Origin of the sequence: Pseudomonas sp. HTZ2 (assembly GCF_033173945.1) — a bacterium.
GTDB lineage: Bacteria > Pseudomonadota > Gammaproteobacteria > Pseudomonadales > Pseudomonadaceae > Aquipseudomonas > Aquipseudomonas guariconensis.
This window is the reverse complement of record NZ_CP137332.1, coordinates 4340377-4365540: the sequence shown is the minus strand read 5'-3', so window position 1 is coordinate 4365540 and position 25164 is coordinate 4340377. Positions and strand designations below refer to the sequence as shown.

The window sequence follows — 25164 nt, the reverse complement described above, 5'->3', positions numbered from 1 at the left end:
ATTGGAGTCCCTATGAGCAGAAAATACTTTGGTACCGACGGTATTCGTGGCCGCGTCGGCGAATACCCGATCACCCCTGACTTCATGCTGAAGTTGGGGTGGGCAGCGGGCATGGCGTTCCGCAAGCAGGGCAATTGCCGCGTCCTGGTGGGCAAGGACACCCGGATTTCGGGCTACATGTTCGAGTCCGCGCTCGAAGCGGGCCTCTCTGCCGCTGGTGCCGATGTGATGTTGCTCGGCCCCATGCCGACTCCGGCGATCGCTTACCTGACTCGAACCTTCCATGCAGAGGCCGGCATTGTCATCAGTGCTTCGCACAATCCACACGATGATAACGGCATCAAGTTCTTCTCCGGCCAAGGCACCAAATTGCCCGACGAGGTCGAGCTGATGATCGAGGAACTGCTCGATCAGCCGATGACTGTGGTCGAGTCCAGCAAGCTGGGCAAGGTTTCCCGCATCAACGACGCGGCGGGCCGTTACATCGAGTTCTGCAAGAGCAGCGTGCCCACCAGTACCAACTTCGAGGGGCTCAAGCTGGTGGTCGATTGTGCTCATGGTGCTACCTACAAGGTGGCGCCAAGCGTGTTCCGTGAGCTCGGCGCCGACGTCACCGTACTGCATGCCCAGCCTGACGGGCTGAACATCAACGAAGGCTGCGGCTCGACCCATATCGAGTCGCTGCAGGCCGCCGTATTGGTGGGCCATGCCGACCTTGGGATCGCCTTCGATGGTGATGGCGACCGTGTGCTGATGGTCGACCATACCGGCGCCATCGTTGATGGTGACGAGCTGCTGTTCATCATCGCCCGCGACCTGAAAGATCGAGGCAAGCTGCAGGGCGGTGTGGTCGGCACGCTGATGAGCAACTTGGGCTTGGAGCTGGCGCTCAAGGACCTGGACATTCCGTTTGCCCGGGCCAAGGTGGGTGATCGTTATGTGATGGCCGAGCTGCTCGAGCGCGACTGGCAGCTCGGCGGCGAGAATTCTGGACACGTCGTGTGCTGCAATCACACCACCACCGGAGATGCGATCATTGCCGCGCTGCAGGTGTTGCTGGCGCTCAAGCGCCGGGGCGAGACGCTTGCTCAGGCCCGCCAGGGGCTGCGCAAGTGCCCGCAGGTGCTGATCAATGTGCGCTTTGGCGCGAGCAAGGTGGACCCACTGGAGAACCCTGCCGTGCAAGAGGCCAGCGCCAAGGTCACCGAGGCCATGGCCGGGCGCGGGCGTGTGCTGCTGCGTAAGTCCGGTACCGAGCCTCTGGTGCGAGTGATGGTCGAAGGCGACGACGAAAACCAGGTCCGCGGTCATGCCGAAGCCTTGGCCAAATTGGTCGCTGAAGTTTGTGCCTGAAATAGGCTTGCCAGCGCAGATCCGGTTGGGTAAGATCTGCGCCCACTTTGACCGACGAGGTAAAGCATGCGTCGCCCCATGGTAGCTGGTAACTGGAAGATGCACGGTACCCGCGCCAGCGTCGCTGAGCTGACCGAAGGCTTGAGCAATCTGGCCTTGCCGAGCGGAGTGGAAGTCGCGGTGTTTCCGCCGTCGCTGTTCATCAATCAAGTGATTGAAGGGTTGCAGGGCAAGGGAATCACCGTCGGCGCACAGAATTCTGCTGTACAGCCCGAGCAGGGCGCGCTGACTGGCGAGATTGCGCCGAGTCAGCTGGCTGAAGCAGGCTGCAAGCTTGTGCTGGTCGGGCATTCGGAGCGTCGCCAGATCGTTGGCGAAAGCGATGAAGTACTCAATCGCAAGTTCGCAGCCGCTCAGGCAAGTGGTTTGAAGCCTGTGCTCTGTGTGGGGGAAACCCTTGAGGAGCGCGAGGCAGGCAAGACGCTGGAAGTGGTTGGGCGTCAGCTGAGCAGTATCATCGATGAATTCGGTGTTGCCGCTTTTGCCAACGCTGTAATTGCCTATGAGCCTGTTTGGGCCATCGGTACAGGTCTGACGGCGACGCCTCAGCAAGCTCAGGATGTGCATGCAGCCATTCGAGCCCAGCTGGCGGCGCAGGACGCCGAAGTTGCCGCGAAAGTGCAGCTTCTTTATGGCGGCAGCGTGAAGGCGGCCAATGCGGCCGAACTGTTCGGCATGCCGGATATCGATGGGGGGCTCATTGGTGGAGCGTCCCTGAACGCAGACGAATTCGGTGCAATTTGTCGCGCCGCAGGAAACTGAACAAATGCTGGAAACAGTCGTAGTTGTTTTTCATCTGTTGGCTGCACTGGCTGTGGTAGTGCTGGTTCTGTTGCAACAGGGTAAAGGTGCGGAAGCAGGTGCATCTTTCGGCGCAGGTGCTTCAAATACTGTGTTCGGAAGCCAAGGTTCCGCTACCTTTTTGAGTAAAGTTACTGCTATACTTGCTGCCACTTTCTTTTTGACTGCTCTTGGGTTAGGATACTTCGCTAAAGAGAAAGCTCATCAGCTGACTCAAGCAGGTCTGCCAGATCCAGCGGTTCTGGAAGTCAAAGAGCAGAAGCCGGCAGTAAATGATGATGTACCGGTGCTCCAGGAGAAGAAGAGTGAAGCCACCAACGCTGGTGACGTAACTCCTCCAACCGAAGAGCAGAAGTAACGGGTTTCAAGAAGTAGTATTGCCGAGGTGGTGGAATTGGTAGACACGCAACCTTGAGGTGGTTGTGCCCATAGGGTGTAGGGGTTCGAGTCCCCTTCTCGGTACCAATTGAAGCATGAGAGCCCGCTTTAGCGGGCTTTCTTGCAGGTGGAGGTTAGATTGACCCTGTAGCGGGTTCGGTCTTATACTTTCGCCCCAGCTTTGTCGCGGGGTGGAGCAGCTTGGTAGCTCGTCGGGCTCATAACCCGAAGGTCGTTGGTTCAAATCCAGCCCCCGCAACCAGCTTCAGCGGAGCCCCTTTTCAGGGGCTTTTTGCTAGCTGAACAGTTCTTGCGCCGTTGTCCAACGGCGCTTTCAGGGATGGGCGCTTTGCCCATTTTTTATTTGCACAGCATGCACGAGGGGGTTCAGGTGTCGAGCAAGCTAGAACAGTTGCAGGCCTTGTTGGCCCCGGTGGTCGAGGGTCTGGGCTATCAATGCTGGGGGATCGAATACGTTTCCCAGGGTAAGCATTCGGTCCTGCGCATCTATATCGACAAGGAAGGCGGAATCCTGGTGGACGATTGCGAAGCTGTCAGTCGCCAAGCCAGTGCCATTCTGGATGTGGAAGATCCGATCACCAACGAATATACCCTCGAGGTATCCTCTCCTGGCATGGACCGCCCGCTGTTCACTCTGGAACAGTTTGCCTCGCATGCCGGCGAACAAGTGAAGATCAAGCTGCGTACGCCCTTCGAAGGTCGTCGTAACTTCCAGGGCCTTCTCCGCGGTGTGGAGGATCAGGATGTGGTGGTCCAGGTGGACAACCATGAGTTCCTGTTGCCGATCGACTCGATCGACAAGGCCAATATTATTCCCAGTTTTGACTGAGACGTGCCGGGCCCGGCGGACTATCCGGGCCCAATGGCTTGCGCAAGGCGAGGCGTACGATGAGCAAAGAAGTACTGCTGGTTGTTGAATCGGTATCCAACGAAAAGGGTGTACCACCCGGCGTCATTTTCGAAGCGCTGGAAGTGGCCCTGGCCACTGCAACCAAAAAACGTTTTGAGGACGAAGTCGACCTGCGTGTGGAGATCAACCGCCACACCGGTAGCTACGAGACCTTCCGTCGCTGGACCGTGGTTGACGAAGCCGATCTGGATGATCCGGCGATCGAAACCTGGTTGAGCAAGATCCACGAGACCCACCCTGATGCCAAGGTCGGAGACGTGATCGAAGAGAAGATCGAGTCGATCGAATTCGGCCGCATCGCCGCCCAGACCGCCAAGCAGGTGATCGTGCAGAAGGTCCGCGAGGCCGAGCGCGCCCAGGTGGTCGATGCCTACCGTGAGCGTGTTGGCGAGATCATCTCCGGCACCGTCAAGAAGGTGACCCGCGACAACGTCATCGTTGACCTTGGCAACAACGCCGAGGCCCTGCTGGCCCGCGAGGACATCATCCCACGCGAAACCTTCCGTGTCGGTGTCCGCCTGCGTGCACTGCTCAAGGAAATCCGCACCGAGAACCGCGGCCCTCAGCTGATCCTGTCGCGCACCGCGCCGCAGATGCTGATCGAGCTGTTCCGCATCGAAGTGCCAGAGATCGCTGAAGGTCTCATCGAAGTCATGGCCGCCTCCCGTGATCCGGGGTCGCGTGCCAAGATCGCCGTCCGCTCCAAGGACAAGCGCATCGACCCGCAAGGTGCCTGCATCGGCATGCGTGGTTCGCGCGTCCAGGCCGTATCCGGCGAGCTGGGTGGTGAGCGCGTGGATATCGTCCTGTGGGATGAGAACCCGGCGCAGTTCGTCATCAACGCCATGTCGCCGGCTGAAGTCGCGGCGATCATCGTTGATGAAGATGCCCATGCAATGGACATCGCAGTCGCCGAAGACAACCTGGCCCAAGCCATTGGCCGTGGTGGTCAGAACGTTCGCCTGGCCAGTCAGTTGACCGGCTGGACCCTGAACGTGATGACCGAGAAGGACATCCAGGCCAAGCAACAAGCAGAAACCGGCGACATCCTGCGCAACTTTATCGAGGAACTGGAAGTCGACGAGGAGCTGGCCCAAGTGCTGGTCGACGAAGGCTTCACCAGCCTCGAAGAAATTGCCTACGTACCGTTGGAAGAAATGCTCAACATCGATGGCTTTGACGAGGAAATCGTCAACGAGCTACGCGCTCGTGCCAAGGACCGTTTGTTGACCAAGGCCATCGCTACCGAAGAAAAACTGGCAGACGCCCATCCGGCCGACGACCTGCTCTCCCTCGAGGGTATGGACAAGGATCTGGCGGCGGAACTGGCGGTGCGCGGCGTGGTTAACCGCGAAGACCTGGCCGAGCAGTCGATTGACGATCTGCTCGACATCGACGGCATCGACGAAGAGCGTGCCGGCAAGTTGATCATGGCCGCCCGAGCCCATTGGTTCGAGTAATTAGGCGCGGCCTGAGGAGAGAAGTGCATGACGCAAGTCACGGTGAAAGAACTGGCCCAAGAGGTCGAGGCACCGGTAGAGCGCCTGCTGCAGCAGATGCGTGAGGCAGGTCTGCCGCACACCGACGCCGGTCAGGTAGTGACCGATAACGAGAAGCAGGTTTTGCTGACTCATCTGAAAAGCAGCCACAAGAGCAAGGCGGAAGAGCCGCGCAAGATCACCTTGCAGCGCAAGACCACCAGCACCCTGCGTGTCGCCGGTAGCAAAAGCATCAGCGTAGAAGTACGCAAGAAGAAAGTATTCGTGCAGCGCAGCCCGGAGGAAATCCAGGCTGAGCAGAAGCGCGAGCTGGAGGAGCGCCGTGCAGCCGAGAATGCCGCACGCGAGAAGGCGGACGCCGAAGCTCGCCAGCGCGCTGAGGAGCAGGCGCGTCGTCAAGCGGCTGAAACCGCAGCCCAAGCGCCTGTCGAGAAAGCTGCGCCTGCAGCGGTAGCGGCCCCGGCTCCGGTTGTTGCCGAGGCACCTGCGTCCGAAGATGCCGCTGCGCGTGCCGCTGAGCGCAAGAAGGACGAGACTCGTCGCAACGAAAGCCGTGTCCGTGACGAAGACCGTCGTGGTGGTGAGCGCCGTGGCGAAGCCCCGCGCGTTTCCATCAAGGTCAAGGTCAAGGAAAAGGAAAAGGCGCCGACCCCTCGCGCGGCCCCACGTACCACCGACGAAGAGAGCGATGGTTTCCGTCGCGGTCGCGGTGGCAAAGGCAAACCGAAGAAGCGCAACCAGCATGGTTTCCAGAACCCGACCGGTCCAGTCATCCGTGACGTGACCATCGGCGAGACGATTACTGTTTCCGAACTTGCACAACAGATGTCGGTCAAGGCCGCTGAAGTCGTCAAGTTCATGTTCAAGCTGGGGACCCCGGTCACCATCAACCAGGTGCTCGACCAGGAAACCGCTCAGTTGGTAGCCGAAGAACTGGGCCACAAGGTGACCCTGATCAGCGACACCGCTCTGGAAGACTCCCTGGCAGAATCGCTGAAGTTCGAAGGCGAGACCGAGCCGCGTGCACCGGTAGTGACCGTAATGGGTCACGTCGACCACGGTAAGACCTCGCTGCTCGACTACATCCGTCGTGCCAAGGTTGCTGCAGGCGAGGCCGGCGGCATTACCCAGCACATCGGTGCCTACCACGTCGAAACCGATCGTGGCATGGTCACCTTCCTCGACACCCCTGGCCACGCCGCGTTCACCGCGATGCGTGCCCGTGGTGCCAAGGCCACCGACATCGTGATCCTGGTAGTGGCGGCGGACGACGGCGTGATGCCGCAGACCCGCGAAGCCGTCCAACACGCCAAGGCTGCCGGTGTTCCGCTGGTGGTTGCGGTTAACAAGATCGACAAGCCGGGTGCCGACATCGATCGCATTCGTAACGAACTGGCTGTTGAAGGCGTGACCTCCGAGGATTGGGGTGGTGACACTCCGTTCGTCAAGGTTTCCGCGAAGATGGGTACCGGTGTCGACGAACTGCTCGAGGCCGTGCTGCTGCAGGCAGAGATCCTCGAGCTGACCGCCACGCCAACCGCACCTGGTCGTGGTGTCGTGGTCGAGTCGCGCCTGGACAAGGGCCGCGGCCCGGTCGCTACCATCCTGGTTCAGGACGGTACGCTGCGTCAGGGTGATATGGTCCTGTGCGGCTCCAACTATGGCCGCGTGCGTGCCATGCTCGACGAGAACGGCAAGCCTGTGAAGGAAGCCGGCCCGTCGATCCCGGTCGAAATTCTCGGTCTGGACGGCACTCCGGAAGCCGGTGACGAGCTGTCCGTGGTCGCCGACGAGAAGAAAGCCCGTGAAGTCGCCCTGTTCCGTCAGGGCAAGTACCGCGAGGTCAAGCTGGCCCGTGCTCACGCCGGCAAGCTGGAAAACATCTTCGAGACCATGGGTCAGGAAGAGAAGAAGACGCTCAACATCGTCCTCAAGACCGACGTGCGTGGTTCTCTGGAAGCGCTGCAGGGCTCGCTGTCGGGCCTGGGCAACGACGAAGTTCAGGTGCGCGTGATTGGTGGCGGTGTCGGTGGTATCACCGAGAGCGATGCCAACTTGGCGCTGGCGTCCAACGCGGTGCTGTTCGGCTTCAACGTTCGTGCCGATGCCGGTGCGCGCAAGATCGTCGAGCAGGAAGGTCTGGATATGCGTTATTACAACGTGATCTACGACATCATCGAAGACGTCAAGAAGGCCCTGACCGGCATGCTCGGCAGCGATGTTCGCGAGAACATCCTGGGTGTCGCCGAAGTACGTGACGTGTTCCGCTCGCCGAAGTTCGGCGCCATCGCTGGCTGTATGGTCATCGAGGGTACCGTGTACCGCAACCGTCCGATCCGCGTACTGCGCGAGGACGTGGTGATCTTCGAAGGCGAACTGGAATCGCTGCGTCGCTTCAAGGACGATGCTGCCGAAGTTCGTTCGGGCATGGAGTGCGGTATTGGCGTCAAGAGCTACAACGACGTCAAGGTCGGCGACAAGATCGAAGTCTTCGAGAAAGTCCAGGTGGCACGTACCCTGTAAGGGCCGTGCCGGGCGCAAGCCCCGCCCTTGGGCGGTTTGCGGCGCCTCTGAAGGTAACGCCCGGTCAGGCTCCAGCCTGTCCGGGCGTTTGCCGCTTTAGTTACAGGTAGCAAGAATGGCAAAAGAATATAGCCGTACCCAACGCATCGGCGATCAGATGCAGCGCGAGCTGGCCGAACTGATCCGTCGTGAAGTCAAGGATCCGCGTGTCGGCCTGGTGACCATCACCGCCGTGGATGTCAGCCGTGACCTGGGCCATGCCAAGGTCTTCATCACCGTCATGGGCCAGGATGGCGCCGATGCCGTGCCGCAGACCCTCAAGGCCCTCAACAGTGCAGCGAGTTTCCTGCGCCTGCACCTGGGGCGTGTCATGCAACTGCGCAGCGTACCGCAGCTGCATTTCCACTTCGATGAGAGCGTCAGCCGCGGTGCCCACCTGTCGGCGCTGATCGAGCGTGCAGTGGCGGAAGATCGCCTGCACAAGGATGCCGACAAGCCGGACGCCGAGGAGTAATCGGTGGCTCAGGTCAAACGAATCCGCCGCAACGTAAGCGGCATCATCCTGCTCGACAAGCCGTTGGGGTTCACCTCCAACGCCGCGTTGCAGAAGGTCCGCTGGCTGCTCAATGCCGAGAAGGCTGGCCATACCGGTAGCCTCGACCCGTTGGCCACTGGCGTGCTGCCGTTGTGCTTCGGCGAGGCTACCAAGTTCTCCCAGTACCTGCTCGACTCCGACAAGGGCTACGAGACAGTCATGCAACTTGGGCAGACTACCAGTACCGCCGATGCCGAAGGCGAGGTCTTGCAAACCCGCGATGTGACCGTTGGTCGTGCAGATATCGAAGCTGTTTTGCCACGTTTTCGCGGTGAAATCAGTCAGGTACCGCCGATGTACTCGGCCCTCAAGCGTGACGGCCAGCCGCTGTACAAGCTGGCACGTGCAGGAGAGGTAGTGGAGCGCGAGGCGCGTTCTGTTACTATTAGCCGCTTGGAGTTGATCGAGTGCGAAGGCACTCGGGTTCGCCTGTCGGTCGGTTGCAGCAAAGGCACCTATATCCGCACCCTGGTGGAGGATATCGGTGAGGCGTTGGGCTGTGGTGCCTACGTCGCGCAACTGCGCCGTACCCAGGCCGGCCCCTTCGAGCTGGCACAGACCGTGACCCTCGATGAGCTCGAGCAGGCCCACGCCGAAGGTGGCAACGAAGCGCTTGATCGCTTCCTGATGCCGTCCGACAGCGGATTGCAGGATTGGCCACTGGTGCGTCTCTCCGAGCACAGCGCGTTCTACTGGCTGCATGGCCAGGCGGTTCGTGCGCCGGATGCGCCGCAGTTCGGCATGGTCCGAGTACAGGATCACAATGAACGCTTCATCGGTATCGGTGAGGTGAGCGAAGACGGGCGTATTGCGCCGCGTCGACTGATTCGGTCGGAATGATCGAAACCGTACGTCCAAGCCCTGGCCCAAGCGTACGGAACCGAGGGTGGCTGTTAATAGGCACGGTCACACCTCTACTCATTAATACAGGGATTCGTCCCTGGCCTATTGGAGACCGTCCGCGGGATCCGTTTATCAGGAGAAGCCAAATGGCCCTCAGCGTTGAAGAAAAAGCTCAGATCGTTGCCGAATACCAGCAAGCCGCCGGCGATACCGGTAGCCCGGAAGTGCAGGTTGCTCTGCTGACCGCCAACATCAACAAGCTGCAAGGCCACTTCAAGGCCAACGAGAAAGACCACCACTCCCGTCGTGGTCTGATCCGTATGGTTAACCAGCGTCGTAAGCTGCTGGACTACCTGAAGGGCAAAGACACCACTCGTTACAGCGCCCTGATCGGTCGCCTGGGTCTGCGTCGCTAATAGCGTCCTGGCCAGTGGTGTGCATGGCGTGTCGCAGGTTTCGGGAGTGCTGCCTGGCAGCACTCGCGTCAGGCACGCCACGCGTATCTCCGAGGTTGGCAGCCTGGTTGTGCTGAGCGGTTTTACCGCGCAGCGGCCAGGCTCCCAGCCTCGTGTTGTATCTGGACGGTCAATGGGGCCGATTCCCCGTTCTGCCCAAGAATTCGCAAGAACAAGTTCCCCCCAGAGCCACTGAAAAAAGGTAGGAAACCGTGAACCCGGTAATCAAGAAATTCCAGTTCGGTCAGTCGACCGTAACCCTCGAGACGGGCCGCATTGCCCGCCAGGCGACCGGCGCCGTGCTGGTCACCGTCGACAACGACGTCACCGTGCTGGTGACCGTGGTCGGTGCCAAGCAGGCAGATCCAGGCAAGGGCTTCTTCCCGCTGTCCGTGCACTACCAGGAAAAGACCTACGCCGCTGGTAAGATCCCAGGTGGCTTCTTCAAGCGTGAAGGCCGTCCTTCCGAGAAAGAAACCCTGACTTCGCGCCTGATCGACCGCCCGATCCGCCCGCTGTTCCCTGAAGGGTTCATGAACGAAGTGCAGGTTGTCTGCACCGTGGTTTCCACCAGCAAGAAGACCGATCCGGACATCGCTGCGATGATCGGTACGTCGGCTGCCCTGGCCATCTCCGGTATCCCGTTCGAAGGCCCGATCGGCGCAGCCCGCGTTGCCTTCCACGAAAGCACCGGCTACCTGCTGAACCCAACGTACGAGCAACTGGAAGCCTCCAGCCTCGACATGGTCGTGGCCGGTACCGAATCCGCTGTACTGATGGTTGAATCGGAAGCCAAAGAGCTGACCGAAGACCAGATGCTGGGCGCTGTGCTGTTCGCTCACGACGAGTTCCAGGCCGTGATCCAGGCCATCAAGGAATTCGCTGCCCAAGCCGGCAAGCCGACTTGGGACTGGCAGCCAGCCCCAGCCAACACCGAGCTGCTGAACCTGGTGCGCGCCGAGTTCGGCGAGGCCATCTCCCAGGCCTACACCATCACCCTGAAGGCCGATCGCTACAACCGTCTGGGTGAGCTGCGCGACCAGGCCGTCGCCCGTTTGTCCAATGAAGAAACCGGCCCAACCGCCGGCCAAATCAAGGACATCTTCGGCGAACTGGAATACCGCACCGTCCGCGAGAACATCGTTAACGGCAAGCCGCGTATCGACGGCCGTGACACCCGCACCGTGCGCCCGCTGAACATCGAAGTCGGCGTTCTGCCCAAGACCCACGGTTCGGCCCTGTTCACCCGTGGCGAAACCCAGGCCCTGGTCGTCGCGACCCTGGGTACTGCCCGTGATGCCCAGCTGCTGGATACCCTGGAAGGCGAGAAGAAAGACGCCTTCATGCTGCACTACAACTTCCCACCGTTCTCGGTAGGCGAGTGCGGTCGCATGGGCGGCGCTGGCCGTCGTGAAATCGGCCACGGCCGTCTGGCTCGTCGTGGCGTTCAGGCCATGCTGCCGAGCGACAGCGAGTTCCCATACACCATCCGCGTCGTATCGGAAATCACCGAGTCCAACGGCTCCAGCTCCATGGCCTCGGTCTGCGGTGCCTCCCTGGCACTGATGGATGCAGGCGTACCGATGAAGGCGCCTGTAGCCGGTATCGCCATGGGTCTGGTCAAGGAAGGCGACAAGTTCGCAGTCCTGACCGACATTCTGGGTGACGAAGACCACCTGGGCGACATGGACTTCAAGGTTGCTGGTACCGCCAAAGGCGTTACCGCACTGCAGATGGACATCAAGATCAACGGTATCACCGAAGAGATCATGGAAATCGCCCTGGGCCAGGCCCTGGAAGCGCGCCTGAACATTCTCGGCCAGATGAATCAGATCATCGCCCAGTCGCGCAGCGAGCTGTCGGCCAACGCACCGACCATGCTGGCGATGAAGATCGACACCGACAAGATCCGTGACGTCATCGGCAAAGGCGGCGCGACCATCCGCGCTATCTGCGAAGAGACCAAGGCTTCGATCGACATCGAAGACGACGGTTCGATCAAGATCTTCGGCGAGACCAAGGAAGCGGCCGAAGCGGCCAAGCAGCGCATCCTGGGCATTACCGCTGAAGCCGAGATCGGCAAGATCTACCTGGGCAAGGTCGAGCGCATCGTCGACTTTGGCGCCTTCGTCAACATCCTGCCGGGCAAAGATGGTCTGGTGCACATCTCCATGCTCAGCGATGCGCGTGTAGAGAAGGTCACAGACGTTCTGAAAGAAGGTCAGGAAGTCGAAGTATTGGTACTGGACGTGGACAACCGCGGCCGTATCAAACTGTCGATCAAGGACGTTGCGGCTGCCAAGGCCTCCGGCGTCTAAGCCTCTTCAGGCGAAAGAAAGGACCCAATAGGGTCCTTTTTTTTTTCGCCTCGATTTTTCCTTGGTCCACTTGCATCTTGCATGCAGGATTTTGCCTGCCCTTGCAAATTGCACGATCGCAATCCGAATCGATTATTTTAACTATTTGAATTTAAAGAGATTTTTTATCCGGAAAAGCTGGCACAGCACATGCAACGGTAGGTTTACCTGCTGCCAGGAACCACGGCGCAGACCTTTCGAACAACAGGAGTGACTCACATGAAGAAATTCGCCATTGCTGCCGCTACTGCCACCGCCCTGACTCTGACCATGGCTAATGCGGCATTTGCCCAGCAGCCCGCCCAGTCGTCCCCAATGACGCTGGCGGCCGGTGAAGTGACCAAGGCCAAGGAAGAGACTAAAGACACTTGGATCACCACCAAAGTGAAGGCCGACCTGATGACAGAGAAAGGCATCCCTGGCAGCGACATCAAGGTCGAAACCAATAAGGGTGTGGTCTCCCTGTCTTCTGACGTGGCGATCACCGCCTCGCAGAAAGAACAGGCGATTGCCATCGCCAAGGCTATCAAGGGTGTCCAGGCTGTGTCGGCTGACGGCCTGAAAACCGAGTAAGGATTGTCCCGTCGGCCAAAAGGATTTGGCCACCTTTTCATCGAGGGCCGCTGTGCGCCCCTTTCGCTAGCGTTGACGCGAGCGACAGGGCCGTACAGCGGCCTTCGACTTTCATTCACCGCCCAAACGCACAGGGTTGAACGTGATCACATCACTCTCGAAGCATTCCTGCTCGACGATCAGCGGCTCAACCAATGGCCGGCTGTCACGGAAATGCGCGGTTTGGGTGTGCGCCTCGTACGCGGCGTCGTCGCGATAGATCTCATAGAGGTAGATCACGTCCGGATCGAGACGGTCCTGTGACACATCGAACACCAGACAACCTGGCTCATTGGCCACCGAGGCCGCCGCATTGACCTTGATGGCGTTCAGAAATTGTTCAGCGCTGCCGTTCTTTACACGGGTCTTGATGAAGATGCTGTACACAAAGCGATCCTTTTGTTTTAAATTTGATCGCAAATTGTATACATAAAAGGAGCCGCGTCCATGTCTGATCTTCCTGCCCGTCCTGGCCGTCTGAATGGTCTGCGTCATCTCGCCCTGCTGGTTCCCAACCTGGAAGAGTGCGAACGTTTCTACGTCGACCTGCTTGGTATGGAAGTGCTGCACCGGGCTCACGAAGATCTGGTCTACCTGACCTGCGGTAACGACAACCTGTCCCTGGGGCGCGGTGCGGGTGCGGCCAACGGCCTGCAGACCTTGGACCACTATGGGTTCATTGTCGACAGCGTGGAGGAGATGGACGCTTGGTACCTGTACTTCAAGGCGCACGGTGTGACCCTGCTGGATCGCCCATTCGATCATGGCGATGGTGCGCGTAGCTTCCATGTCCTCGACCCGGCCGGCAACAAGGTGCAGCCGCTGTATCACCCGGCGGTTTCCGGACAGCGGCTGGTCTGAAGGTAGGGTTTGCGGGTAGCTCCGCTCCTACAGGGCCACTACACCCTCTGTAGGAGCGGGTTTACCCGCGAAGATGACACCGGTGGCCAAGGGCACCCCGAGGTGCCTGCAGGGGCGGGCTACTCGGCATCCAAGTGCAATGGCGTGATGACCCGCCCATCGCTTTCAGCCTGGCCCAGGTTGGTATCGATGAAGTACACCCGGTCGTCTTCCAACTGACCTTTGTCCACCAGGTAGTCCTTGATGCTGCCAGCCCGATCTTGGCCCAACTGACGCAACAGCGCGGTACTTTCAGCCCAGGACTTGATCACCGCATCGTGCAGCTTGGCGGTGCGTTCGTCGCGGCTCAGTTGTTGCCATTCGGCCGGAGGTTGCTGTTTGAGACGGGCGCGGTAGATACCCTCGAGCATCGCCGGTTTGTCACTGTCGTCGACCACCAGCATCGATGCATTGGCTGGCACCTTGTCGCCGCGGCGCTGGAGGATCTTGTACCAGGTCGCCTGGTACTCGCGCTCCAGGCGTTGCTTGGCGATCAGCGGGCCATCGCTGCTCTGAGCACTGGTGCCTTCGATTTCCAGGCGCAGTTCTGGGCGCTCCTTGAGCGCACTGGCCAGTTTGTCCAGTGCGGACTGGGCGTCGGCACTGAGGTCGCTGGAGCCTGGCGCGAATGCCACATTACCCAGATCCTCGGCGCCACCGCCGGCAATCAGGCCGCCGATGAACTTGAACGGTGCCTGGGCTGCGCGCAGCACCAGATTGCGCAAGGTTTGCCAGATGATCGGCATGACGCTGAACTGTGGATTGTTCAGGTCGCCGGTCACCGGCAGCTCGATGGAGATCTTGCCTTCGGTGTCCGTGAGCAGGGCGACTGCCAGGCGGATCGGCAGGTCCACGGCATCGGGGCTGTCGACCTTCTCACCCAGCTGCAGCTGCTCGACCACCACCTTGTTTTCAGCCTTGAGTTGGCCGTTGGTGATCAGGTAGTGCAGGTCCAGGTTCAGTCGGCCTTTGCGGATGCGGAAGCCCGCGAACTTGCCGGAGTAGGGCGTCAGCGTGGTCAGCTCGACGCGTTTGAAGCTGGTGGCGATGTCCAGGCTGGCCAGTGGGTTGAACGGGTTGAGCGCACCTTTGATGGTCACCGGTGCGTAACGATCGACCTTGCCTTTCACATCGACCTTGGCCGGTGCCGGCTTTCGGTTATCGATGGTGCCGATCTGGCCGTTGAGCTGCTGGATGGCAGTGGCGAAGTTGGGGGTCAGGGTGAGGTCGGCGAAGTTGGCCGAGCCATCGTTGATGTCGATGCCACCGATGCGGATGCCCAGCGGCTTTTCAGTGCTGGCAGTGGCCGGCTTGGTTTGACTGGTTGCGGGTGCGCTGGCCGGTTGAGGGATCAGCAGATCGTCGACGTTGGTGGTGCGGTCTTCATTGATGATGAAGCGTGCATAGGGCTGCAACAGCGCCACCTTGTCGATCGACAGGGCATCGCCATGGACATACGACAGACCGCTCAGATCCAGTTGCTGCCATTTGACGAAGTCGCGATTTTTGATGGTGTCCAAGGTGTGCAGCTGGCCGACCTGGGCTTTGCCGCCGACGCTGAAGGCCAGTGGTTCGGTACTCTTGAGATCGACCTTCAGGTCGCTGGAAAGCATGCCGCTGCGCAATTCCAGGCGGATGAACGGGCTGATGTAGGCCTGGGCCATGCGCAAGTCGATATCACGGGTGCTGACATCCAGCTTGGCGGTGACCGGCGCCAGATTGACTTGGCCGGCCGCCTGCAGTTTGCCTTGCTTGCCGACCCCGGTGTCGAGCTTGAGTGTGAAGGGCGACTGGTTGAGGCTGTCGAAGTTCTGCAGGTCGGCGTTGAGCGGGCCCACATCCAGTGCCACAGGCTCCTTCTGGCTACGGTCGGCCAGGTGTACCTTATAGTTGCGCAGTTGCACATCCTTGAGCAGCACCTGCCAGGGCTTGCTCGGCTCCTTGGCGGCCTTTTCCTCGGCACTCGGCTCGGCAGCGGCAGGTTCGGCTTTTTCCTTCGGGGTGGCCTTGGCCGGCTGACTGGCGAACAGCTTTTGCCAGTCAAGCTGGCCGTCGCGTTCGAGGGCGGCCCAGGTCTCGAGCTTTTCGCTGCGGATCTTGCCGACGATGATCTGTTGTTTGGCCAAATCGATGGAAGTTTCGCTCACGTCCAGACTGGCCAGACGCGCCAGCGGGCGTCCGTCCGGTGCCTTGATGGCGAAGGGGGCGACGCGCACCGAGGTGTTGTCCAGCAGCAGCTCGGTTTCCTTGGACAGATTGAGCTTGTAGTGAGTGTCCAAGCTGACCATGCCTTCTTCCAGCACCAGGGGAACCGCATCGCGCACATAGGGCCAGAAGGCTTTCATCCTGCCTTCGGTGACCTTGAGGGTTCCTTCGGAGGCGATAGGGGCCAGGCTCAGGGTACCGCTCCAGTCGATACGTCCACCATTGGGGCCAATGGCCACCAACGCCATGTCGGCATTGTCGTCGGGCAGGGTGCTGAGGTTCTTCAGTTCCAGGTTCATGGAGTCGTAGAGGAACTCGATGGGTTCGCTCGGTCGCAGGTCCTGGAAGTGCAAATAGCCTTCGTTGAGCTTGATGCTGCCGATGCGCAGCGGGAAGGGGTCGCCTGCGGGCTCCTCAGGTTTGGGCTCGCTGGGCGGCAGTTTGAACAGCTGGGTCAGGTTGAGGCTGCCATCCTTGGCGAACAGCACCTCGTTGCGTGGCTTGTCCAGCTCGACAGCCTCCAAGTGCAGGGCCTTGGTCCACAGGCTGTCGAGCGAGAGGTTGGCATAGAGGCGTTCGAAGCCCACCTGCTCCTTGCCCGGTTCGCCGATCTGCAGACCCCAGAGCGTGAGCTCGAGGCTGAACGGGTTGAACTCGATACGTTGCAGGTGTGCCGGCACCGTGGCGTATTGCGCCAGTTGCTGGTTGGCGATGCGCAGGCCGACACCGGGGATGATGAGAAAGCCAAGCAGGCTGTACAGGGCCACGAGGGCCAGCATGGCGCCGAAGGCGCGCGTCAATCCTTTGGGCATGTAAGACGTCATCTGTCTGAAGCGGGGTGCCTTGGAGTATGGCACGTTAAAACGGTTCCGACGAAGCGACCAAAAACCTCACTCGAGTCCCATACGCCGTCTTGCCCGGTGTGCCGAGCCGTTGCGCATGGCCCAGCGCAGCACCGGAGCGATGCGATTGATGCCCAGGCGGATCATGCGCTGCTGAAGAGGATTCTGGTGCAGATCGAGCATATCGCGGGCCCAGTCCGGCAGCAGGTCGATGCCGGCATTGAGCATCAATTTGCCGACCGGTTGCGCCATGCGGCTGGGAGCTGGGGCATCAAGCAGGATATCCACCACCTCATGACTGCGTGCGTCGCACAGCAGCTGTGGGCGCATGCATTGCAAGTAGTCTTCGACTGCCTGACACGAGCGCGGTACATCGCGTGCCCCCAAGCGTTCGGCGATCAGGGCGATCTCGTTGTAGTAGGCGTCCTGGGCCTCGCGGCTGAGATGGGGGTTGCGGTAGCGCAGGTGGGCGGCCAGGAAGCTACTGACCTCGGCGACATGGACCCAGGTCAGCAGGTCGGGGTCGCTGGCGGCATAGGGGCGCCCGTCGGGGGCAGTGCCCACCACCTTGAGGTGGATGGTGCGGACCTTTTCGATCAGCCATTCGGCATCGCGGGTCGAGCCGAACGTGGTGCCGGAGATGAACTGGCTGGTGCGGCGCAGGCGACCGAGCAGGTCCTGGCGGAAGTTGGAATGGTCCCACACCCCAGCCAGGGCCAAAGGGTGCAGCAGTTGCAGCATCAAGGCGCTGATACCGCCGACGAGCATGCTGGGGAAGTCGCCGTGCACCTGCCAACTGATGCTCTGCGGGCCGAACAGGCCCGGGTCACCTTTGGGGGATTCCAGGTCGAGCTGGCCTAGGGCCAGCCCGGTGAGGCTCATGACCTGAGTTTCGATGCGGCGGCGTAAGGCTTCCATGGCGGTCCCGCAGGCCGCCATGGGCGGCCGTCTATTGATTGAGGCGATTGTCGATCAAGCCCTGGACCACGGTCGGGTCGGCCAGGGTCGAGGTATCGCCCAGGTTGTCCAGCTCGTTGCAGGCGATTTTGCGCAGTATACGCCGCATGATCTTGCCCGAGCGGGTCTTGGGCAATGCCGGCGCCCACTGGATCAGCTCGGGTTTGGCGAAGCTGCCGATCTCCTTGCTGACCAAGGCCAGCAACTCGTTCTTGAGCGTGTCGTCCGGGGTGACGCCGTTCATGGGCGTGATGAAGGCATAGATGCCCTGGCCCTTGAGGTCGTGCGGGTAGCCGACCACGGCGGCCTCGGCGATGCTGTCGTGGAGCACGAGAGCGCTTTCGACTTCGGCGGTGCCGATGCGGTGGCCGGAAACGTTGATCACATCGTCGACGCGCCCGGTGATCCAATAATCGCCATCGGCATCGCGACGGGCGCCGTCACCGGTGAAGTAGTAGCCGGGCATGGGCTTGAAGTAGGTGTCGACCATGCGTTGATGGTCGCCATAGACACTGCGGATCTGCCCGGGCCAACTGGCTTTGATCACCAGCAGGCCTGCGCCTGGGCCTTCGATGACCTTGCCTTTTTCGTCCAGCAGCACCGGTTGCACGCCAAACAAAGGTTGCGTAGCGCAGCCCGGCTTGAGGTGGGTGTTGCCTGGCAGCGGGCTGAGCATGATGCCGCCGGTCTCGGTCTGCCACCAGGTATCGACGATGGGGCAGCGCTTCTGGCCCACCGCCTCGAAGTACCATTCCCAGGCTTCCGGATTGATGGGCTCGCCCACGCTGCCGAGCAGGCGCAGGCTTTGTCGGGAGGTGTTCTGTAGGGGCGCCGAACCTTCGCGCATCAGTGCGCGCAGGGCGGTGGGGGCTGTGTAGAAGATGTTCACCTGATGTTTGTCGACCACCTGCCAGAAGCGCGAGGTGTCCGGGTAATTGGGCACGCCTTCGAACATCAGCGAGATGGCGCCGTTGGCCAGGGGGCCGTAGACGATATAGCTGTGGCCAGTGACCCAGCCGACATCGGCGGTGCACCAGAACACCTCGCCATCACGATAGTCGAACACCACCTTGAAGGTCAGCGTGGCCTGCAGCAGGTAACCAGCGGTGGTGTGCAGCACGCCCTTGGGTTTGCCGGTACTGCCGGAGGTATAGAGGATGAACAGTGGATCTTCAGCTTCCATGGCCTCGGGCGGGCAGTCGTCATCGGCCTGTTCCGTGGCTTCGTGATACCAGAGATCACGGCCCTCGCTCCAGGCGATATCGGCCCCGGTGCGCCGTACCACCAGCACGCTGCTGACCGCCGGGCAACTGGCCAGGGCCTTGTCGACGTTCTGCTTGAGCGCAATGCGCTTGGCGCCGCGAACCCCTTCGTCTGCGGTGATCACCGTGCGGCAGTCCGCGTCCAGAATGCGATCACGCAGGGCATCGGGTGAGAAACCACCGAACACGACCGAGTGAATGGCGCCTATGCGGGTGCAGGCGAGCATGGCATAGGCCGCCTCAGGGATCATCGGCATGTAGATGCACACACGATCGCCTTTCTTCACCCCACGGGCCTTCAGGGCATTGGCGAGACGGCAGACCTGGCGGTGCAGCTCGCGGTAGGTGATGGCCTTGGCGTCCTTGGGGTCGTCACCTTCCCACAGCAACGCCGTCTGCTGGCCGCGGGTGGCCAGGTGGCGGTCGATGCAGTTGTAGCTGACGTTCAACTGGCCACCGTCGAACCAGCGCGCCTTGCCGGTCTTCAGATCGCATTGCTGCACACTCGACCAAGGCTTGATCCAGTCCAGGCGCTTGGCCTGTTCGGCCCAAAAGGTATCGGGATCTTCGATCGACTGGCGGTAGAGGCGCTGGTAGTCGTCGGGGGAGAGGGCGGCGGACTGGCTCACGGCCAGGGCCTGGGGGTAGTTGCGGATATCGAACATGGCGGGTTGTCCTGCTCTTGTGAGGGGCGAGGGACTGCAGCGGCTATTCGATGGACAGTGTAGAAGGTAGGGGTGTTCCCTGGAGGGCCGCCCCGGTGATTGAGTTGCGTGGTCAGCGTACCTGTGGAGCTTTAGCCGCGAAGCAGGCGTACCGGTGCATGGCACAGGCCGGGTCGGCACTCGCGGCTAAAGCCGCTCCCACGGGGCGCTGGGCACATCTGCGAGTGATATGCAGTACCGTGAAAGCGACCCTATATCAACCGCGGTGGCGACCGCGGAAGTAGTTGATCAGGCCTTGGGTGGAGCCATCCTCAGCGCTGTCTTCCAGACTGCCGACCAGGCGTTGGTATACGCCCTTGCCCAACTCCTTGCCCAACTCCACGCCCCACTGGTCGAAGGCATTGATACCCCAGATGACGCTCTGTACGAACACCTTGTGTTCGTACATGGCCACCAGCGCGCCGAGGCGACGAGGGCTGATGCGCTCTACCACCAAGGTATTGCTCGGGCGGTTGCCCGGAATCACCTTGTGTGGTGCCAGCTTCTCGATGTCCGCTTCATTCAGGCCTTTGGCGCGCAATTCGGCCTCGGCTTCCTCGCGGGTCTTGCCGAGCATCAGCGCCTGGCTCTGGGACAGGCAGTTGGCGTACAGCCACTGGTGGTGGTCGGCCACCGGATTGAAGCTCACCACCGGGACGATGAAGTCGGCCGGGATCAACTGGGTGCCCTGGTGCAATAGCTGGTGGTAGGCGTGTTGGCCATTGCAGCCGACGCCGCCCCAGATCACTGGACCGGTATCGGTTTTCACCGGGGTGCCGTCCTGCAGCACGCTCTTGCCGTTGGATTCCATGTCCAACTGCTGCAGGTGCTTGGTGATATTGCGCAGGTAATGGTCGTACGGCAGGATCGCGTGGCTCTGGGCGCCCCAGAAGTTACCGTACCACACGCCCAGCAGGGCCAGCAGCACTGGCATGTTCTTATCGAACGGCGTGGTCTGGAAGTGCTGGTCCATGGTATAGGCCCCGGACAGCAGCTCCTTGAAGTTTGCGGTGCCGATGGCCAGTGCGATCGGCAGGCCGATGGCCGACCACAGCGAGTAGCGCCCACCCACCCAATCCCACATCGGGAAGATATTCTCTTCGCGCATACCGAAGGCCACGGCGGCGGCCTTGTTGCTCGATACCGCGATGAAGTGGCGGTACAACTCGGCCTCGGAACCGCCCTGGGCCAGGTACCAAGTACGCGCGGCGGTGGCGTTCTTCAGGGTTTCGAGGGTGTTGAACGATTTGGACGAGACGATGAACAGGGTGGTCTCGGCACGCAGATTGGCCGACAGCTCATGGAACTCGCTGCCGTCGATGTTCGCCAGGTAATGGCAGCGCACGCCACGCTGGGCGTAGGGCAGCAAGGCTTCGGAGACCAGCTCCGGCCCCAGGAAGGAGCCGCCGATACCGATGTTCACCACGTCGGTGATGGGCTTTTCGCTGTAACCGCGCCACAGGCCGTCATGGATACGGCCCACCAGTTCGGTGATCTGGTTGAGGACCTTGTGTACTTCCGGCATCACATTGACGCCATTGACACTGAGCTTGTCGCCCACCGGGCGGCGCAGGGCGGTGTGCAGGACCGGACGACCTTCGGAGGCGTTGATGATCTCGCCGCTGAACATCGACTTGATGGCATCGGCCAACCCGACCTGGTTGGCCAGGTTCACCAGCAGATCGCGGGTCTGCTCGGTGATCAGGTTTTTCGAGTAGTCGAGGAACAGGCCGCAGCTGCTGAGGGAAAACTGATCGAAGCGCTTGGGATCGGCTGCGAAGGCTTCGCGCATGCTGAAACCCTGCATGGCGTCGCGGTGTTGCTGGAGCGCCTGCCAGGCGGGCAGCGCCGTCACATCGTGGGGGGTACGGTAATACGCCATTGCGGATGCTTTCCTTGGTGCGTGATGGGCCTTGGACAACAGACAGTTGCTGGCAGTTGCAGGCTGGCCATCATTATAGGCATTGGCTGTCAGGAAGGAATGGGGGGCTTTGCGCCCCCTCACGAGCTTCCGCCCCAGGTATCACGCAGTCTTTTCGTCCAGGTGCAGGTACAAGTTGTCGATCAAGCGGGTAGTGCCCATGTAGGCCGCAGCCAGGATCACCAGGTCGCGGTCATCGATCATTGCCGGGCGCAAGGTCATGGCGTGGCGCACTTCCAGGTAGTCTGGGCGGAACCCAGCGGCAACCAGTTGCACCTGCCCCTCGGCAATCAAAGCGGGATAGTCACGCTGGCCCTTGGTGATGGCCTCGGCCATGGTCTTCAAGGTTCGGTACAGCGCAGGCGCAGCAGCGCGCTGCTCCGGGCTCAGGTAGCCGTTGCGCGATGACAGCGCCAGGCCATCCTCGGCGCGCACGGTGGGCTCGCCGATGATCTGGATCGGCATGTTCAGGTCGCGCACCATGGCGCGGATCACCGCCAACTGCTGGAAGTCCTTTTCGCCGAACACTGCAAGGTCGGGCTGGACCATGTTGAACAGCTTGCTGACCACGGTGGCGACGCCTTCGAAGTGTCCAGGGCGGCTGGCGCCACACAAGCCTTCGGACAGTTGCGGCACGCTGACGCGCGTCTGCACTGCCATGCCGTCGGGGTACATCTCCTCGACGGTGGGCGCGAACAGCAGGTGGCACCCGGCTTCGAGCAAGCGCTCTTGGTCGGCGGCGAGGGTACGGGGATATTTGTCCAGGTCTTCGCCGGCGCCAAACTGCAGCGGGTTGACGAAGATGCTCGCGACCACGAAATCGGCACGCTGGGCGGCTTTGGTCACCAGTGCGGCATGGCCACTGTGCAGGTTGCCCATGGTCGGCACGAAGCCGATCCGCTTGCCTTCGCCGCGGGCGCGTGCCACGGCGGCGCGCAGTTCTCGAACGGTCTTGACTGTATTCATGCGCTGAACCCGTGTTCGCTACCTGGGAAGCTGACTGCCTTGACCGCTTGCACGTAGGCAGCCAGGGCGCTGTGAATATCCGGCTGGCCTTCCATGAAGTTCTTCACGAACTTGGGCACACGCCCGCTCAGGGATAGCCCGAGCATGTCATGCAGGACCAGCACCTGACCGTCGGTGGCGCTGCCGGCTCCGATACCGATGACCGGAATGCTGACCGCCTGGGTGATCTCGGCGGCCAAGTCGCTGGGCACGCACTCCAGCAGCAGCATGGCCGCACCGGCTTGTTCCAGGGCGATGGCGTCGGCACGCATTTGCCGAGCCTGGGCTTCCTGGCGGCCCTGAACCTTGTAGCCGCCTAGCACATTGACGGTCTGCGGAGTCAGGCCCATGTGCGCGCACACTGGCACGCCACGTTCGGCCAGCAGACGGATGGTCTCTGCCAGCCAGGCGGCGCCTTCGAGCTTGATCATGTGGGCGCCGGCCTGCATCAGGGTGGCGCAGTTGGCGAAGGCCTGCTCAGGTGTGGCGTGGGCCATGAACGGCAGGTCGGCGAGGATCAGGGCGCCCTCGTTGCCACGCTTGACGCAGGCAGTGTGGTAGGCCATTTCGGCGGTCGTGACCGGCAGGGTACTGTCATGGCCCTGCAGGACCATGCCCAGGGAGTCACCCACCAACAGTATTTCCACGCCGGCTGCGCAGGCGGCCTTGGCGAAGGTCGCGTCGTAGCACGTCAGCATGGCGATTTTCTCACCCTTGGCCTTGAGGCCGTGCAGGGTGGTCAGGGTTACTTCAGGCATGTAGGAAATCCTCGTTCAGGCGCTGTGAAAAACGACTGCGTACAACGCGTGTAATCATCTTCCGGAGCGGCACATCATCGTGTGTGATGTTCGGGCACAGGTCCGTCCGAGCCTAAATAGGTAAAAAGGCGGCACTTTGGTGCCACGGGACGCCTATAGTCGTGAGCGAGGGGGGGGAAGTCAATCACCCTGTTACCGCATTGTTACGATCAGGGTGTTACTGGCGTTACCGTTGTCCGAAACGCCCGGATTACAGGCGTTCCAGACCCACGAAGGGGCAGGCCTCAAGCAATTGCGCCAGGCTACGGCCGTCGGCAAGGTGGAAATCGGCGGGTACCAGCTCAGCCAGGGGATAGAGCACGAAAGGGCGCGCCTGCATGTGGTAGTGCGGGACTTTGAGGCGTGGCACGTCGATGACTTGGTCGCCGAACAACAGGACGTCCAGGTCGAGGGTACGGGGCCCCCAGCGCTCCTTGCGCTCGCGGCCTTGGTCAAGCTCGATGGCCTGAAGGGCGTCGAGCAACGCCAGTGGCGCGAGATGGGTGTCCACGGCGGCCACGGCATTGGTGTAGCGCGGTTGGCCGGGGAGCAGGGAGTCGCTGGTATAGAAAGCCGAGGTGGCTGCCAGGCGGGTACCTTCGACGTTGTCCAGCGCCTGCAGGGCGCTTCGCAATTGTTCGGCGGGCTCGGCCAGATTGCTGCCCAGGCCAATGTAGGCGCGGGTCGTCATGTTCAATCCCAGTTTTCGTCGCCGCTGCGCTTGCGCTTGCTGCCACTGCGCTTGCGTTTGCGGGGCGCGGCACCGGCACCGTCGTCGCGGCTGCCCAGGTCACGGATCATGTCGCGACGTTCGCTGTCGTTGGCGTCCTGATAGTCTGTCCACCATTGGCCCAGATCGTCGGTTTCCTCGCCGGCGCTTTCGCGCAGTAACAGGAAGTCGTAGCCGGCGCGGAAGCGTGGGTTGTCGAGCATCATGTCGGCGCGCTTGCCACTGCGGCGTGGCAGACGCTCCTGCATGTCCCAGATCTCGCGGATCGGCAGGGTGAAACGCTTAGGTATCGCGATGCGTGCGCACTGTTCGGCGATCAGGTCGTGGGCGGCGTTGTTCATGGCCGGAATCGGCGGCACACCCTGGCTTTGCAGGTACAGCGCGCGGCCCGGCAGCGCCGGCCAGAGCAGGGCAGCGAACAGGAAGGCCGGGGTGACCGGCTTGCCTTGCTTGACCCGCAGGTCGGTGTTGGACAGCGCCTGGCTGATCAGGGTGTGGGTGTAGGTCGGGCGTTCTTCCAGCGCATGGGCGCTGGCCGGGAACAGTGGGTCGAATAGGTGCAGGTCCACCAGCATCTCGAAGGTGATTGCGCCTTGGCCGGAAAGGAACAGCTTGAGGCTTTCTTCGAACAGGCGCGCTGGCGGGATCTCTCGCAGCAGCGGAGCCAGGTCGCGGATCGGCTGAACCGTGTGCTTTTCGATGCCGAAATCGAGCTTGGCGGCAAAGCGCACGGCTCGCAGCATGCGTACCGGGTCTTCCTGGTAGCGTTGGGTAGGGTCACCGATCAGGCGCAGCAGGCGGTTGCGGATATCGTGCACGCCGTTGGCATAGTCGAGGATCCGTTCGCTGACCGGGTCGTAGTACAGCGCGTTGATGGTGAAGTCACGACGCTGGGCGTCGTCTTCCAAGGTGCCATAAACGTTGTCGCGCAGAATGCGCCCGCTGGCATTGTGCGACGAGCGGTGGCTATCGCTTTGATCTTCTTCGGAGTGATGGGCACGGAAAGTGGCGACTTCGATGATCTCACGGCCAAAATGCACATGGACCAGCTTGAAGCGGCGGCCAATGATTCGAGCGTTGCGAAACTCTGCGCGGACTTGCTCAGGAGTGGCACTGGTGGCGACGTCGAAATCCTTGGGATTGATACCCAGGAGCAGGTCGCGGACGCAGCCGCCGACCAGATAGGCCTGGTAACCGGCGCTTTGCAGGCGCTCGACGATACTCACCGCGTGGCGGCTGAACTGGCTGCGTTGCAGCGAGTGCTGGCTCTTGTTGATCACTTCAGGCGTGGTGCGCCTGTGGTGCTGACCACGGATAGGAGGACGGAACGACTGGAACAGCTTCTTCAGCATGGGATGCACTGTTTGAAGGAATGTTCGGCCAAGAATAGGAGAATGGCCGCATGATGGGCGGGGATTCTAGCATTTACTCGGG

The 25164-nt window shown here is 61.3% G+C and carries 21 protein-coding genes and 2 tRNA genes; 14 read left to right on the top strand and 9 right to left on the bottom strand.

The annotated features are described in order from the left end of the window. The first annotated feature begins 12 nt into the window (after nucleotides 1–12). From glmM to R6G97_RS20120, 13 genes are all read left to right on the top strand, one after another. Complete coding sequence (gene glmM, locus R6G97_RS20180; protein WP_043210097.1) at nucleotides 13–1353, top strand: phosphoglucosamine mutase; 1341 nt, start codon at nucleotides 13–15, stop codon at nucleotides 1351–1353. Nucleotides 1354–1419: 66 nt separating this feature from the next. Further along, the gene (tpiA, locus tag R6G97_RS20175) at nucleotides 1420–2175 is read left to right on the top strand and encodes a triose-phosphate isomerase (RefSeq protein WP_102082016.1); all 756 of its coding nucleotides are present in this window, start codon (nucleotides 1420–1422) and stop codon (nucleotides 2173–2175) included. Between the two features lie 4 nt (nucleotides 2176–2179). Next, nucleotides 2180–2572, top strand: a complete 393-nt coding sequence (gene secG / locus R6G97_RS20170; protein WP_317847415.1) for a preprotein translocase subunit SecG — start codon at nucleotides 2180–2182, stop codon at nucleotides 2570–2572. Between the two features lie 21 nt (nucleotides 2573–2593). After that, nucleotides 2594–2679: transfer RNA gene (locus tag R6G97_RS20165), tRNA-Leu, on the top strand. A gap of 98 nt (nucleotides 2680–2777) precedes the next feature. After that, nucleotides 2778–2854, top strand: a tRNA-Met gene (locus R6G97_RS20160). Nucleotides 2855–2983: 129 nt separating this feature from the next. Beyond that, complete coding sequence (rimP, locus tag R6G97_RS20155; protein ID WP_043210161.1) at nucleotides 2984–3442, top strand: ribosome maturation factor RimP; 459 nt, start codon at nucleotides 2984–2986, stop codon at nucleotides 3440–3442. Between the two features lie 59 nt (nucleotides 3443–3501). Further along, nucleotides 3502–4983, top strand: coding sequence for a transcription termination factor NusA (gene nusA / locus R6G97_RS20150; RefSeq protein WP_043210092.1), 1482 nt, complete (start codon nucleotides 3502–3504; stop codon nucleotides 4981–4983). Nucleotides 4984–5010: 27 nt separating this feature from the next. After that, nucleotides 5011–7545, top strand: a complete 2535-nt coding sequence (gene infB / locus R6G97_RS20145; RefSeq protein WP_043210090.1) for a translation initiation factor IF-2 — start codon at nucleotides 5011–5013, stop codon at nucleotides 7543–7545. Between the two features lie 115 nt (nucleotides 7546–7660). Next, on the top strand, nucleotides 7661–8059 hold the full coding sequence (rbfA, locus tag R6G97_RS20140) for a 30S ribosome-binding factor RbfA (protein ID WP_043210088.1): 399 nt from the start codon (nucleotides 7661–7663) through the stop codon (nucleotides 8057–8059). A 3-nt stretch (nucleotides 8060–8062) separates the two neighbouring features. Further along, on the top strand, nucleotides 8063–8980 hold the full coding sequence (gene truB, locus R6G97_RS20135; protein ID WP_043210085.1) for a tRNA pseudouridine(55) synthase TruB: 918 nt from the start codon (nucleotides 8063–8065) through the stop codon (nucleotides 8978–8980). Nucleotides 8981–9129: 149 nt separating this feature from the next. Further along, nucleotides 9130–9399: a 30S ribosomal protein S15 gene (rpsO, locus tag R6G97_RS20130; RefSeq protein WP_011532144.1), complete on the top strand. Its 270-nt coding sequence runs from the start codon at nucleotides 9130–9132 to the stop codon at nucleotides 9397–9399. A gap of 251 nt (nucleotides 9400–9650) precedes the next feature. Continuing rightward, nucleotides 9651–11756: a polyribonucleotide nucleotidyltransferase gene (gene pnp / locus R6G97_RS20125; RefSeq protein WP_043210083.1), complete on the top strand. Its 2106-nt coding sequence runs from the start codon at nucleotides 9651–9653 to the stop codon at nucleotides 11754–11756. A 258-nt stretch (nucleotides 11757–12014) separates the two neighbouring features. Beyond that, nucleotides 12015–12368 carry a BON domain-containing protein gene (locus tag R6G97_RS20120; protein ID WP_043210081.1) on the top strand — a complete coding sequence of 118 codons (354 nt, stop codon included), beginning with the start codon at nucleotides 12015–12017 and terminating at the stop codon, nucleotides 12366–12368. A 111-nt stretch (nucleotides 12369–12479) separates the two neighbouring features. Here the strand turns inward: R6G97_RS20120 and R6G97_RS20115 are convergent, their stop codons facing one another. After that, entirely contained in the window at nucleotides 12480–12794 is a 315-nt protein-coding gene (locus R6G97_RS20115) for a putative quinol monooxygenase (RefSeq protein WP_317847410.1), read from the bottom strand. Between the two features lie 60 nt (nucleotides 12795–12854). Here R6G97_RS20115 and R6G97_RS20110 point away from each other — a divergent pair, with 60 nt between their 5' ends. After that, on the top strand, nucleotides 12855–13268 hold the full coding sequence (locus R6G97_RS20110) for a VOC family protein (protein WP_317847408.1): 414 nt from the start codon (nucleotides 12855–12857) through the stop codon (nucleotides 13266–13268). A 119-nt stretch (nucleotides 13269–13387) separates the two neighbouring features. On the opposite strand, the gene R6G97_RS20105 is transcribed toward R6G97_RS20110, so the two are convergent. The 8 genes from R6G97_RS20105 to R6G97_RS20070 all read right to left on the bottom strand — a co-directional run bounded on the left by R6G97_RS20105 (nucleotide 13388) and on the right by R6G97_RS20070 (nucleotide 25082). Beyond that, nucleotides 13388–16324: a DUF748 domain-containing protein gene (locus R6G97_RS20105; RefSeq protein ID WP_317847407.1), complete on the bottom strand. Its 2937-nt coding sequence runs from the start codon at nucleotides 16322–16324 to the stop codon at nucleotides 13388–13390. Between the two features lie 78 nt (nucleotides 16325–16402). Continuing rightward, a complete protein-coding gene (locus R6G97_RS20100; protein ID WP_043210159.1) occupies nucleotides 16403–17272 on the bottom strand; it encodes an oxygenase MpaB family protein in 870 nt (289 codons plus the stop codon). A 31-nt stretch (nucleotides 17273–17303) separates the two neighbouring features. Further along, nucleotides 17304–19238 carry an acetate--CoA ligase gene (acs, locus tag R6G97_RS20095; RefSeq protein WP_043210073.1) on the bottom strand — a complete coding sequence of 645 codons (1935 nt, stop codon included), beginning with the start codon at nucleotides 19236–19238 and terminating at the stop codon, nucleotides 17304–17306. A gap of 256 nt (nucleotides 19239–19494) precedes the next feature. After that, the gene (gene pgi, locus R6G97_RS20090) at nucleotides 19495–21159 is read right to left on the bottom strand and encodes a glucose-6-phosphate isomerase (protein ID WP_043210071.1); all 1665 of its coding nucleotides are present in this window, start codon (nucleotides 21157–21159) and stop codon (nucleotides 19495–19497) included. A 141-nt stretch (nucleotides 21160–21300) separates the two neighbouring features. Beyond that, nucleotides 21301–22164 (bottom strand): pantoate--beta-alanine ligase, encoded by an 864-nt coding sequence (gene panC, locus R6G97_RS20085; protein ID WP_317847406.1) that lies wholly within the window; start codon nucleotides 22162–22164, stop codon nucleotides 21301–21303. Continuing rightward, nucleotides 22161–22961 carry a 3-methyl-2-oxobutanoate hydroxymethyltransferase gene (panB, locus tag R6G97_RS20080; RefSeq protein WP_043210064.1) on the bottom strand — a complete coding sequence of 267 codons (801 nt, stop codon included), beginning with the start codon at nucleotides 22959–22961 and terminating at the stop codon, nucleotides 22161–22163. The genes panC and panB overlap by 4 nt, the downstream gene beginning before the upstream one ends. Before the next feature lie 250 nt (nucleotides 22962–23211). Beyond that, on the bottom strand, nucleotides 23212–23691 hold the full coding sequence (folK, locus tag R6G97_RS20075; RefSeq protein WP_043210062.1) for a 2-amino-4-hydroxy-6-hydroxymethyldihydropteridine diphosphokinase: 480 nt from the start codon (nucleotides 23689–23691) through the stop codon (nucleotides 23212–23214). A 2-nt stretch (nucleotides 23692–23693) separates the two neighbouring features. Beyond that, complete coding sequence (locus tag R6G97_RS20070; RefSeq protein WP_317847405.1) at nucleotides 23694–25082, bottom strand: polynucleotide adenylyltransferase PcnB; 1389 nt, start codon at nucleotides 25080–25082, stop codon at nucleotides 23694–23696. Nucleotides 25083–25164: the final 82 nt, after the last annotated feature.